Below are 12,914 nucleotides of genomic sequence, written 5' to 3'. Positions count from 1 at the left end.
AGAGGGCGCAGGCCAGCGGCCGGGCCGGGAAGCGGGCGCGTATTGTGCGCCAGCACGGGCTCGACGGCACGCGCACGGAAAGCTGTACGCCTCGTTCAGGATCAATGCGGTATCATCCCGCTCTGAGCGAGTGAAATCTCCTCCGACCGAGCAGCGCCAGGGCACGCGATAAGAAGGGCGCCCAAAGCGCGGACCATCCCTTTTTTATCGCACTGCCAGGAAGACGGCAGTGCCTTCGGAGTTCCCCATGTCCCAAGATTCCCAAGCGCCGCTGCAGTTCGCGCAGCTCGGCCTGTCCGAGCCCGTGATGCAGGCGGTCACCGCCATCGGCTACGAAACCCCGTCGCCGATCCAGGCCGCCACCATCCCGGCGATGCTGGAAGGCCGCGACGTGCTGGGCCAGGCCCAGACCGGCACCGGCAAGACCGCTGCGTTCGCACTGCCGGTACTGTCCAACATCGACCTGCAGCAGATCAAGCCGCAGGCCCTGATCCTGGCGCCGACCCGCGAACTGGCCATCCAGGTCGCCGAGGCATTCCAGTCCTACTCGTCGAAGATCCCGGGCTTCCGCGTGTTGCCGGTGTACGGCGGCCAGCCTTACGGGCAGCAGCTGTCGGCGCTGCGCCGTGGCGTGCATGTCGTGGTCGGTACCCCCGGTCGCGTGATCGACCACCTGGACCGCAGCACCCTGGACCTGTCCGAGCTGAAGACCCTGGTGCTGGACGAAGCCGATGAAATGCTGCGCATGGGCTTCATCGACGACGTCGAAGCGGTGCTGAAGAAGCTGCCGGAGCAGCGCCAGGTGGCCCTGTTCTCGGCCACCATGCCGCCGCAGATCCGCCGCATCGCGCAGACCTACCTGCAGGATCCGGTGGAAGTGACCATTGCGGCCAAGACCACCACCTCGGCCAACATCCGCCAGCGTTACTGGTGGGTGAGCGGCATGCACAAGCTGGATGCGCTGACCCGCATCCTGGAGGTCGAGCCGTTCGACGCGATGATCATCTTCGCGCGCACCAAGGCCGGCACCGAAGAACTGGCCAGCAAGCTGCAGGCCCGTGGCCTGGCCGCTGCCGCCATCAACGGCGACATGCAGCAGGCCCAGCGTGAGCGCACCATCGCCATGCTGAAGGAAGGCAAGCTGGACATCCTGGTTGCCACCGACGTGGCCGCGCGCGGCCTGGACGTGGAGCGCATCAGCCACGTGCTGAACTACGACATCCCGTACGACACCGAAAGCTACGTGCACCGCATCGGCCGTACCGGTCGTGCCGGCCGCAGCGGCGAGGCGATCCTGTTCGCGACCCCGCGCGAGAAGGGCATGCTGCGCCAGATCGAGCGCGCCACCCGCCAGCCGATCGAAGAGATGCAGCTGCCGAGCGTGGAAGCGGTCAACGACACCCGCATCAACAAGTTCACCTCGCGCATCAGCGAAACCCTGGGTGCCGGTGGCCTGGACTTCTACCGCCAGCTGCTGGAGCGCTTCGAGAACGAGCAGAACGTGCCGGCCATCGAGATCGCCGCCGCGCTGGCCAGGATGCTGCAGGGTGACACCCCGTTCCTGCTGCAGCCGCCGGTGCGTGCCCCGCGTGAAGAGCGCGCCCCGCGCGAGCGTTTCGACCGTGGCGACCGTCCGGAGCGTGGCGATCGCTTCGACCGCAACGAGCGCGGTCCGCGCTTCGAGCGTGGCCCGCGTCGCGACGACGCCGAAGGTGGTTTCGAGCAGCGTCCGCGCCGTGAGGTTCCGCCGCGTGGTGCACCGGAGCAGGGCATGGAGACCTACCGCATTTCGGTGGGGCATCAGCATGGCGTGAAGCCGGCCAACATCGTCGGCGCCATTGCCAATGAAGCGGGCCTGGAAAGCCGCTTCATCGGCCGCATCGACATCCACGACGACTTCTCGCTGCTGGACCTGCCGGCACAGATGCCGCCGGACGTGCTGTCGCACCTGCAGAAGGTGTGGGTGTCCGGCCAGCAGCTGCAGATGCGTGCGCTGGCTCCGGGTGAAGACACCAACCCGGCCCCGCGTCCGTTCAAGCCGCGCTTCGACAAGCGTGGCCCGGGCGGCCCGGGTGGCCCGCGTCGTGGTGGCCCGGGTGGTCCGGGTGGCCATGGTGGCGACCGCGGCGGTGACCGCGACAGCCGCCCGCCGCGTCGTGACGGCTTCAAGCCGCGCGGCCCGCGCAGCTTCTAAGCCGCACCCGCAGCCGTCCATAACGACGCCAGCCCCCGGGCTGGCGTACAGGAAAAGGGGACGGAGGGGATTAAGTCGTAAATGGCAGGCCATGCGCTTATGCCGAAAACGACTTAATCCCCTCCGTCCCCTTTTTCGCATGGCCCACACATTGCCGGTCATAGGCTGGGCCGGTTCCAAGGCAGGTTGTCACCGCAGCACATTCGGGGGGATCCGGGATGGGTAGAAGTGGCACGGACCAGCAGAGCCGGCGGGTGCCTATGACCCGTGGGCTGGGATTGCGCTTTGCGTTGTTGACGGGCATGGCGATCGGGCTGGTCGCATTGTCCGCGTTGATCCAGGAACTGCAGGCGGCTTCGACGGCCTGGATCGCCGGGCAGGGTTACTGGTCACGCGGGCAGCAGGATGCCACTGCTGCGCTGAGCCGCTACCTGGCGCGCGGCCATGCCCAGGACCTGGAGGACGCGCGCCAGGCCCTGCGGATTCCGTTGGGAGATCTGCAGGCCCGGCTGGCGCTGGAACAGGCGGTACCGGACGAGGAGAAGGCCCGGCAGGGCTTCCTGCAGGGTGGCAACGCGCATGCCGATATCCCGCGTCTGGTGTTCTCGTTCCGCTATGCACGCGACATCGGCGCCTTCCGCGAAGCAACCGCGTTGTGGCGGCAGACCGACGATGACCTGTTGGCGGTGCAGCGGCTGGTCGCCGAGCTGCAGTCGGCGCACGCCGAAGGCACGCTGCCAGTGGCCGACCGCGACCGTTACCTGCAACAGCTGCGCGATCTGGACCGGCGGCTGCAGGTGCAGGCGCAGTCGTTTTCCCGAGCGTTGCTGCGCATGGCCACGATGGTGCGGATCGCCACGCTCGTGGTTGGTGGGCTGTCGGTGCTTGCGATCAGCCTGATGGCGGTGGCCCTCGCGCGCCGCGTCGGCAAGGACCTGACCGAACATGAAAGCCGCTTCCGCGCCGCCTTCTATCAGGCCAATGTCGGCATGCTCAAGCTCGACACCGAAGGCAAGGTGATCGAAGCCAACCAGGCGATGGCCGATATCCTCGACTACCGGCGCGACGTGCTGCTGCAGATGTCGTTGGGCGATCTGCTGATGGACGGCGAGCTTGTCATCGATGGGGTGGGCCGTATCGACTGGGACCGGCAGCTGCGGCCGAGCGAACTGCGCTTCCGCCGTCGCGATGGCAGCCTGGTCTGGGGCCGCTGGAGCGGCACCGGTGTGCGCAGCGCCGCCGGTGGCCTGTCGGTGTTCGCGATCATCGAGGACGTCAGCCAGAACCATGCACTGGCGCGCGAGATCGAGCACCACGCCAGCCATGACCCGCTGACCGGCCTGATCAACCGCCGCGAGATCGAACGGCTGCTGGAACGCGCGCTGTTGCAGGTGCGCAGCGAAGGCGGCACGCACGCGCTGTGCTATATCAACCTGGACCATTTCAAGCTGGTCAACGACAGCTTCGGCCATGCCGCCGGTGACCAGATGCTGCGCAGTTTCGCCGACTATCTGGTGGCGGCGGTGCGTGATGGTGACTGGGTCGGCCGGCTGGGTGCGGACGAGTTCGCGGTGTTCCTCGCCCATGCCGGGCAGGACGAGGCCAAGCGCGTGCTGCAGCGGGTGATCCGCAACCTGGGCCAGGCCACGTTTCCGATCAGCGAGGGCAGCCCGCAGCTGAGCTGCAGCATCGGCGTGGTCGAGGTCAGTGCAGATGCGCCGGACGTGAACTGGTTGATGAGTGCCGCCGACAGCGCCTGCTATGCCGCCAAGCAGGCCGGGCGCAACCGCGTGCACTGCTTCAATGAGAACCGCATGGCGCTGGAGGAGCGGCGGCAGGAGGCCGAGCGCCTGCAGGGCGTCAGCCTGGCGATGGCCGAGAATCGCATGCTGCTGTATGCACAGCGCATCGCCCGCGTGGGGGATCCGTCCTACCTGCACTACGAGGTGCTGGTGCGCATGCGTGGCACCGATGGCAGCCTGCATCTGCCCGGCCAGTTCATGCCGGCGGTGGAGCGCTATGGCATGGCGGTGGCGCTGGACCGGCACGTGCTCGGGCTGCTGTTCCGCCACCTGCAGGTGTGCCCGGCGCACGTGCGCCAGCTGGGCCTGTGCAACGTCAACGTGTCCGCGCAGTCGATCGCCGAGCCGGGATTCCTCGCCTTCGTCTGCGACCTGCTCGAGCGCAACCGCGCGCTGGCCTCCAAGCTGTGCTTCGAGATCACCGAGACTGCGGCGATCAGCAACCTCAGCCAGGCCCGCGCCTTCATCGATGCGGTGAAGGCACGGGGGTGCCGGATGGCGCTGGATGACTTCGGCTCCGGCCTGTCTTCCTTCGGCTACCTGCGCCAGTTGCCGGCGGACATCCTGAAGATCGACGGCGCCTTCGTGCGCGACATGGATACCGACCCTGTCAGCCACGCCACGGTGCGCGCGATCAGCGAGCTCGGGCGCGAGCTGCAGATGGAAGTGGTGGCCGAGTGGGTGGAGACCGCCGAGGTTGCCGGTGCGCTGACCCGGCTTGGCGTACAGGGGCTGCAGGGCTATGCCATCGAACGGCCGCAGCCGCTGGAGCGGCTGACCCTGGTCGATCTGCGCCCGGTACGGCTGGTCGCGGTGAAGGGGCCGCCGGCGGCTGGCTGAACCGCGGGCGCCGACTTTGGTGTACACATGCGTGGCGTGCCCGGCTGCGATAATGCGCGTCAGGGGCGGCGCGCAGTGGGCGCGGACGTAAGCAGGAACAGGACGTGGCGTGGGCGGCAGGCAGTGGCGGTATGGAACAGGAGCGGTGCTGGCCGTCCTGATGGTGTGGTTGGCGTTGCCGTGGCCGCTTCAGGCTGCAGAGGCCGTGTCGGGCCATGATTATCTCCTGGTCGGCGGCGCTACCGACGAGCCGACGCCGCACCGCGCATGCACGCCGCAGATGCTGTCCGGCGCCCGCCAGCAGGTGCTGGTACCGGCTCCGCCGCAGGGCTGGTCAGGCCAACCGCAGGCGCTGGACGTGTTCAACGTCTTTGCCGGTGAAGTGCGCGTCCAGCATGGTGACCGCGAGATCTGCGGCAACATGCACGACGCGCGCACCCGCGATTCACGTTTCCGGGCTGGCATCGGCCTGGTGGCGGTACCGCCGGCCGGCAGCCATGAGCCGTTCCTGGTCTCCTGGCAGACACCGCTGAAGACACGTTGGGTACCGACCCTGCGGCTGGGCGCGCCCAGCCCGGTGCAGCAGAACGACACCGCCCGCCTGCTGGTGCGCGCGGCCTGCATCGCGGTGGCGATCGCGCTGGCGCTGTCGGCGTTGATGGCCTTCCTGACCACCCGGGACCGCAGTTTCCTGGTCTACATCGCCGGCACCACCGTGATGGTGCTGTGGCAGGCAATCCTCGGCGGGCTCAGCGGCTATCCGGAACCCTGGCTGCCGGTGGGCGAGCACGGCGCATGGTGGCTGCTGGCGCTGACCGCTGCTACCCAGGCACTGGTGCTGCCGGCGCTGTGGCGGCTGAACGGAGGCGATCGCGTGCTGCCTCGATCGCGCCCGGCCCAAGTGGCGGTGTTGTGGGCCCTGATGGCGCTGGCCGTGCTGGTGCCGTGGCTGCGCTGGGAGCATCTGGCCTGGGTCGCGAAGGGCTTGCAGGTGTCCTATCTGTCCGGATGTGGCCTGGCACTGATGGTCGGCGTCTGGGCACGCTGGCGCGGCGACCGTTGGGCGCAGGCGGGTCTGGCCGCGCTGGCACCGATGCTGGTACTGATCATCGCCGATGCCTGTGGTGCGGCGTGGCTGCTGGAATACCGGGTGGAGGCGCTGCAGCTGGCGGTGACCTGGCTGTTGATGATGGCCGCGTATGCGTTGAACCAGCGGCTGGGCCGGCTGCGCCAGCAGCGTGATGAACTTCGCCAGCTGGCCGAGACCGACGGCCTGACCGGGCTTCCCAACCGTCGCGCCGGACTGCAGCAGCTGGCCCGCCATCTGGAACGGGTGGACCGTGAGCGCGGCCCGCTGGTGATCGGCTTCCTCGACATCGACCTGTTCAAGGACATCAACGACCGCCATGGTCACGCCGTGGGCGACCTGGTGCTGGTGGCGGTGGCGCGTGCCCTGCGCATGGCAGTGCGCAGCCAGGACGAAGTGGTACGGATGGGCGGCGAAGAGTTCCTGCTGCTGATGCCCGGCATGCCGCGCGTGGCGGCGTCGGCACGGCTGGACCGCCTGCGCCAGCGCATCACCGAGGCTGGCCAGGCCCTGCAGGTGCCGGGGCTGGAGGTGACCGCCAGCATCGGCCTGGCGCAGTGGCGACCGGGCGAGGACGATCTGGCCGGGCTGCTGCGGCGCGCCGACCATGCCATGTACGTGGCAAAGCGGGCGGGCCGCAACCGGGTGTTCGACGGCGAGGAGCTCGATCCGCCCGCCCTGGCATGAAGCGCAGCGGGCGGCGATGCCGGATAATGGGCCGATGACCACCCGACTCAACAAACATATCGCCGACACCGGCTTCTGCTCCCGCCGCGAGGCCGATCGCCTGATCGCCGCGCGCCGCGTTACCGTCAACGGCCATCCGGCCGGTACCGGCGCGGTGGTAGGCGAGGAAGACCAGGTGCTGGTCGACGGCCAGCCGCTGCGCGCCCGCGTGGCACGCAAGCCCGGCGCCCGCCGCCACGTCTACATCGCACTGAACAAGCCGGTAGGCGTCACCTGCACGACCGAAACTTCGGTCAAGGGCAACATCGTCGACTTCGTCGGCCACGAACAGCGCATCTTCCCGATCGGCCGCCTGGACAAGGACTCCGAAGGCCTGATCCTGATGACCAGCAATGGCGACATCGTCAACCAGATCCTGCGTGCCGAGAACGGCCACCAGAAGGAATACCTGGTGGCGGTGAACAAGCCGGTCACCGATGAGTTCCTGCGCGGCATGGCGCGCGGCGTGCGCATCCACGACCAGATGACGCTGCCGTGCAAGACCTCGCGCATCGCCAAGTTCGGTTTCCGCATCACCCTGCAGCAGGGCCTGAACCGGCAGATCCGCCTGATGGCTGCCGAGTTCGGCTATCGCGTGACCCAGCTGCGCCGCGTGCGCATCGACAACATCAAGATCGGCGCGCTGAAGCCGGGCCAGTGGCGCAACCTGACCGAGCAGGAGCTGCAGGGCCTGCTGCCGAAGCAGCTGGACTGGTAACGCGCGGTAGTGCCGGCCGCTGGCCGGCTACTCCAGGCATCGAATGCGCGCGGGATGCCGGCCAGCGGCCGGCACTACCCGTTGTGCGGATTACGCGCCGGCATCAGCTAGACTTTGCAGTGACCTGCCGGAAGTGACGCTGCATGATCAAGCCCGACAAGCCTGCCAACGAAGCCCTCCGGCTCGAGGCGCTGTACCGCTACCGGATCCTTGATTCGCAGCGCGAGAAGTCATTCGACGACCTGGTGGCGATCGCCAAGGCGGTCTGCGGTACCTCGATGGCGGCGGTGACCCTGATTGACGTCGAACGGCAATGGTTCAAGTCGATCCAGGGCATCGATGCGGCGGAAAACCTGCGCAGCGAATCGATGTGTGGCCACGCCATCCTGCAGCCGCACGAAATCATGGTGGTCGAGGATGCGTTGCAGGACATCCGCTTCCACGACAACCCGGTGGTGACCGGCGACCCGCACATCCGCTTCTACGCCGGTGCGCCGCTGATCAGTTCCGATGGCCTGCCGCTGGGTACGCTGTGCGTGTTCGATGCACAGCCGCAGCACCTGCCAAGCGACAAGGCCGAGGCGCTGGCCGCGCTGTCGCGGCAGGTGATGCTGGTGATGGAGCTGCGCCGTTTCGCGCTCGACATCCGGAACCACATGCTGGAACGCGATGATTACGAGCGCCTGCTGTCGGAGTACCACGACGTGCTGCTGGCGCAGAACGCCGACCTGGCCGAGCAGAGCCGCACCGATGCGCTGACCGGCCTGCCGAACCGCCGCGCGATGGCGGCGGCGCTGGACGAGGCAGTGGCGGTGACCGGGGATCAGCCCGATGTGGCCTGCGTCGCGCTGCTGGACATCGACCACTTCAAGCACATCAACGATTTCCAGGGCCACGCCACCGGCGACCGGGTGCTGGCCGAGCTGGGCACGCTGCTGCGCTCGCACTTCGCCGGCCGTGGCATGGCCGCGCGCTATGGCGGCGAGGAGTTCGTGGCGGTGATGCCGGCGACCGACCTGCAAACCGCCGAACTTCAGTGCGAGTTCCTGCGCCTGGCCGTTGCTGATCTGCCGCTGGGGTTCCCGGTCACGATCAGTATTGGAGTGGCCCAGCACCAGCCCGGTGAAAGCGTGGATGAGACGCTGGCACGTGCCGACAAGGCGCTGTACCGGGCCAAGGGCAAAGGCCGCAACCGGGTGGAACGGGCGGACTGAAACACGGCGGTTCGCGCGTTGAACGCATGCGACGCGTGGATGATTCGATGCCGCTCCAGTAGATCCACGCCATGCGTGGATGCTCTTCCCGTTTCACTTGGCGTCGCAGCTCCTGCGATCAGAACCGGCCAGCATGACGCCCTGTTTCCCCGGACGCCGCCCATGCTGCAGACCCTGGCCATCGCCCACTATCGTTCGCTGCACGGGCTCGTACTGCCGCTGCAGCAGTTGAATGTGGTGACCGGTGACAACGGCAGTGGCAAGTCCAGCCTGTACCGTGCCCTGCGCCTGCTGGCCGAGACCGCGCAGGGCGGCGTCGCGGCGGTGCTGGCCCGCGAAGGCGGGCTGGGCTCGGCGCTGTGGGCGGGTCCGGAAAAAATGGACCGTCGGGTTGCTGCCGGCGAAATCCCCCTGCAGGGCGGCCCACGCCAGGAATCGGTGGGATTGAAGTTGGGCTTCGCCACTGACGAATTCGGCTACGCCATCGATCTGGGCTACCCGCCGCCCAGTCGATCGGCCTTCGCACTGGACCCGCAGATCAAGGCCGAGGCGATCTGGGCTGGCCCGTTCCTGCGCAGCGCCAACCTGCTGGTTGATCGCCGTGGGGCAATGGTTCGGCAACGTCATGCGCGCGGTTGGGATCTGGTGGATGACAGGTTGTCGCTGTTCGACAGCCTGTTCACCCAGGTCGGCGATCCGCAGCGCCTGCCGGAAACCATCGCCCTGCGCGAGTACATCCGGCGTTGGCGCTTCTACGATCATTTCCGCAGCGATGCCGATGCCCCGGCGCGGCAATCGGCGATGGCCACGCGCACGCCGGTGCTGCGTCACGACGGCCGGGATCTGGCCGCGGCCTGGGTCACCATCCTCGAGATCGGTGACCCGGTGGCGTTGGCACGCAGCGTCGACGATGCGTTCCCCGGTGCCACGGTCGGCTTCGAAGAGCTGGACGGTCGACTGGCCCTGCGCTTCCACCAGCCGGGGTTGCTGCGGCCGTTGTCGATGGCCGAACTGTCCGACGGTACGCTGCGCTTCCTGCTGCTGGCTGCTGCGCTGCACACGCCGCGTCCACCGCCGCTGCTCGTGCTCAACGAGCCGGAGACCAGCCTGCATCCGGACCTGCTGCCGGCGCTGGCGCGGCTGATCATCGCAGCCAGTTCGCGCAGCCAGGTATGGGTGGTGTCACACGCCAGCCGCCTGATCGCGGCGCTGGAACAGGCGCCAGGGTGCCATTCGCTGCATCTGTACAAGGAACAGGGCCGCACGCTGTTGAGCGGGCAGGGCCTGCTGGATGCGCCGGCCTGGCATTGGCCGCAGCGTTGATACGGGCGTCCACGCCATGCGTGGATGCATTCAATCGGCGATGTTGCGCGCCTCGGCCGTGCCAAGAATCTCCGGATGCTGCACCGGCTTGCGGCGGTTCAGCAGCGGATGCAGGAACACCGCGCCGACGATGATCGCCACGCCCAGGTAGAACCACGGGGTGACCTCGTGCTGCTCGCGCAGCAGCACCACCGCCAGCACCACCGCATAGACCGGCTCAAGGTTGGTCACCAGTTGCACCGTGTAGGCGCTCAGGTGGCGCAGTGCGACCAGGGCCAGGGCAAACGGCAGCAGCGTGCAGAACCCGGCCAGCACCAGCAGCAGGATGCCGTCGTGCAGGTCCGGGACCACCCACAACGGGCTGGCCAGCGCAGGCAGCAGGTAGGGCATCAGCGGCGCCAGCAGGGTCAGGGTGAGGGTGCCCGCACCCAGCTCCAGCGCGGTGACCGTGAGCGGATCGGCGTGGCTGACCATGCGCTTGTTGAGCGAGCCGAACACCGCCACCAGCAGCGCTGAGATCGCGCCGATCAACACACCCAGGCGCATGCCATCGGGCACGCCACCGACCACCAGCGCAACACCCGGCAGCACCGCCAGGCCGAACGCCAGCTCACGCAGCTGGAACGGCCGCTTGGCCACCCACGGTTCGATGATCGAGGTGAACACCGGCGCCAGTGCGATGCAGGTGGCAGCCACCGAGGCATTGGCCAGCTTCACCGCGCCATAGAAGGTCAGCCAATGCAGGGCGACCAGCGCGCCAATGCCGGCGTAGCCGGCGACCAGCCGCAGGGGCAGGGTGCGCAACCCGCGCCAGACCCGTGGCAGCAGGGCCAGCATCGCCGTCACCAGCAGCATGCGCCACCACACCAGCGGCAGTGCGGGCAGGGTGATCAGCTTGCCGAGGATGGCGGTGATGCCCCACAGCAGGACACAGAAGTGGATCTGCCACAGCGCTTTGCGGGTGTCGGGTGTGCTCATCGGCCTATTGTGAGGCAATCGCGCGGCCGTCGGCGATGACTGTGGCATGCTCGCGGCATCGACCCAGAGAACCGAGCCATGGCAGCCGATTGCTCCCTTCTGCGCGGATGGGCCGCACTGACTGCCCTGATGGCGGCAGCCTCGCTGCTGTTGCAGTACCTGTTGCTGGTGCAGGGGCCGGGGGCGGCGGCCGGGATCGGCGTGGCGACGCTGCGTTTCTTCGGCTATTTCACCATTCTCAGCAACCTGGCTGTCTGCGTCGGATGTGGGTGGGTGGTCCTTGGCAGAGTGCTCAAGCCGGCGGTGGCGGCGAGCCTGGCGCTGTGCATCGGTGTGACCGCGTGCGTCTACGTGCTTGCATTGCAGGGGCTGTGGCAACCGACCGGGCTGCAATGGTGGGTCGATGCGGGCCTGCACTATGTCGTGCCTGCCCTGTTCCTGCTGGGGTGGCTGCTGCTGTTGCCGCACGGTGAGCTGCGCTGGCGCGCGCTGGGCGGCGTGCTGCTGGTACCGCTGGCCTACCTTGGCTGGGCGATGCTGGTCGCTGCAACGACCGGACAGGCGCCGTATCCATTCCTCGAACTGCAACGCCTGGGCCTGGCGGCCTTCCTGCTCAACGTGCTGCGCGTTGCGGGCGTGTTCGTGGTGGGCTGGACCCTGCTGTGGGGGCTGGACCGCTGGCGCCGTCGATGAGGCGCTGCAGGGCCATCGCTGCCGCCGGGTTGCGGGCCTTGCCGGCACCGATGCACAGCAGGTAGACCTCGCGCGGGGTTTCCGGGGCGTGCCCGGCCAGACAGGGCAGGTCGTCCACCGGCTCGCCGCGTGACCAGCGTCGCGCGCGTTCAGCCCAGCGCTGCTGCACGGGCGCAGGCAGGCCCTCTTTCAAGCGGGCCTGGCTGCGCTTGATCCGCGCGTAGACGAAGCCCGAACTGACGTCGCCGTGCAGCGGCGCCTCGTCGCTGTCCTCGATCACCAGTGCCACGCCGTGGCGGCGCGCGGCGGCGACCAGTGCGGGGCCATGTGCTGCGGCATTGCGGACCTCCAGCGCATGCTGCAGCGGCACCCCTTCCAGCTGCTTCGGCAGCTGCGCCATCAGCGCGTCCAGTGCATCGGCGTCGGCCGGGTGGCGTGGATCGAACTGCCACAACAACGGGCCAAGCCGGTCACCGAGCGCGATCGCTGCCTGCAGGAAGGGCGCGGCTGCCTCCACCGTGCTGGACAGGTCGCGGCGCTGCACCAGGTAGCGTGGTGCCTTCATCGCAAAGCGGAAGCCTTCCGGCGTCTGCGCGGCCCACTGCGCACACTGTGCGGCGGTGGGCGTGCGGTAGAAGGTGCCGTTGATTTCGATGCAGCGCAGGGCGCGGCTGGCATGGGCCAGCTCTTCACGCTGCGGCAGGCCCACGGGGTAGAAAACGCCGCCGCGCCATTCGGGAAACACCCAGCCACCGATGCCGCAGCGGATCTCCGCCTGCCGGGCGGTCGCGGTCACTGGCCGTGGTCCGTGCGCCACGGGTCGTAGCTGCCGAACCACCACAGATAGCCTTCCGGGTCGGCGCAGGCATAGCCACGGCCGCCGTAGTCCTGGTCGGCGATGTCGATGACGATGCGGGCACCGGCGGCCTTGGCCCGGGCGTAGTGCGCGTCGGCATCGGTGACGATCACGCAGGCACTCTGCGTCTGGCGGCCGCCGACCTCATCAGGCAACGCCGCATGCTCGCTCCACGCGCTCTGGTTGCTGGCCGAGCCCAGCATGATCATGCCGGTGCCGAAGGTCAGCTGCGCATGGAACACCGTGTCGCCGTCGGCGTAGACGGCCTGGGCATGGAAGCCGAAGGCGCGCTGCAGCCAGTCGATGGCAGCCTGCGCATCGCGGTAGCGCAGGCACGGAATGATGGTGGAGCCGTTGCTCGGTTGGCCGTTTCCGCCCATGACACCCCTCCTATGGCACAGGGCAGGGTGCGCCGCAGACCGTTACCATCCCGCGAAACCCCGGTGACGGCCTGCACATGGCCGCCACCCCTGTTCGGAGATC

General features: G+C 68.2%; 10 protein-coding genes. 7 read left to right on the top strand and 3 right to left on the bottom strand.

Annotated elements, in window-relative coordinates; all coding sequences use genetic code 11:
• Positions 1-247: 247 nt before the first annotated feature.
• The 6 genes from AC5P65_RS11530 (at position 248) to AC5P65_RS11505 (ending at position 9,904) form a co-directional block, all read left to right on the top strand.
• Positions 248-2,194: a DEAD/DEAH box helicase gene (locus tag AC5P65_RS11530; RefSeq protein WP_111098977.1), complete on the top strand. Its 1,947-nt coding sequence runs from the start codon at positions 248-250 to the stop codon at positions 2,192-2,194.
• Between the two features lie 218 nt (positions 2,195-2,412).
• Positions 2,413-4,836 (top strand): putative bifunctional diguanylate cyclase/phosphodiesterase, encoded by a 2,424-nt coding sequence (locus tag AC5P65_RS11525; protein ID WP_021203645.1) that lies wholly within the window; start codon positions 2,413-2,415, stop codon positions 4,834-4,836.
• Between the two features lie 109 nt (positions 4,837-4,945).
• Complete coding sequence (locus tag AC5P65_RS11520) at positions 4,946-6,610, top strand: sensor domain-containing diguanylate cyclase (protein ID WP_111098976.1); 1,665 nt, start codon at positions 4,946-4,948, stop codon at positions 6,608-6,610.
• Positions 6,611-6,644: 34 nt separating this feature from the next.
• A complete protein-coding gene (locus tag AC5P65_RS11515; RefSeq protein WP_019659152.1) occupies positions 6,645-7,367 on the top strand; it encodes a pseudouridine synthase in 723 nt (240 codons plus the stop codon).
• Between the two features lie 143 nt (positions 7,368-7,510).
• A complete protein-coding gene (locus AC5P65_RS11510; protein WP_021203647.1) occupies positions 7,511-8,581 on the top strand; it encodes a sensor domain-containing diguanylate cyclase in 1,071 nt (356 codons plus the stop codon).
• A gap of 162 nt (positions 8,582-8,743) precedes the next feature.
• The gene (locus tag AC5P65_RS11505) at positions 8,744-9,904 is read left to right on the top strand and encodes an AAA family ATPase (protein WP_111098975.1); all 1,161 of its coding nucleotides are present in this window, start codon (positions 8,744-8,746) and stop codon (positions 9,902-9,904) included.
• A 30-nt stretch (positions 9,905-9,934) separates the two neighbouring features.
• On the opposite strand, the gene AC5P65_RS11500 is transcribed toward AC5P65_RS11505, so the two are convergent.
• Complete coding sequence (locus tag AC5P65_RS11500; protein ID WP_010486385.1) at positions 9,935-10,882, bottom strand: DMT family transporter; 948 nt, start codon at positions 10,880-10,882, stop codon at positions 9,935-9,937.
• 78 nt (positions 10,883-10,960) lie between these two features.
• On the opposite strand from AC5P65_RS11500, the gene AC5P65_RS11495 reads away from it, so the two are divergent.
• Positions 10,961-11,575 carry a Pr6Pr family membrane protein gene (locus tag AC5P65_RS11495; protein ID WP_229301601.1) on the top strand — a complete coding sequence of 205 codons (615 nt, stop codon included), beginning with the start codon at positions 10,961-10,963 and terminating at the stop codon, positions 11,573-11,575.
• Here AC5P65_RS11495 and AC5P65_RS11490 read toward each other — a convergent pair.
• Positions 11,496-12,371 (bottom strand): DUF72 domain-containing protein, encoded by an 876-nt coding sequence (locus tag AC5P65_RS11490; RefSeq protein ID WP_021203650.1) that lies wholly within the window; start codon positions 12,369-12,371, stop codon positions 11,496-11,498. The two genes, AC5P65_RS11495 and AC5P65_RS11490, sit on opposite strands and share 80 nt — an antisense overlap.
• A complete protein-coding gene (locus AC5P65_RS11485; RefSeq protein ID WP_134729408.1) occupies positions 12,368-12,811 on the bottom strand; it encodes a VOC family protein in 444 nt (147 codons plus the stop codon). Before AC5P65_RS11485 ends, AC5P65_RS11490 begins: the two co-directional genes overlap by 4 nt.
• Positions 12,812-12,914: the final 103 nt, after the last annotated feature.

This window comes from Stenotrophomonas sp. YJH_SMC_48-3, assembly GCF_059369375.1.
This window is presented reverse-complemented; position numbering and strand designations above follow the sequence as displayed.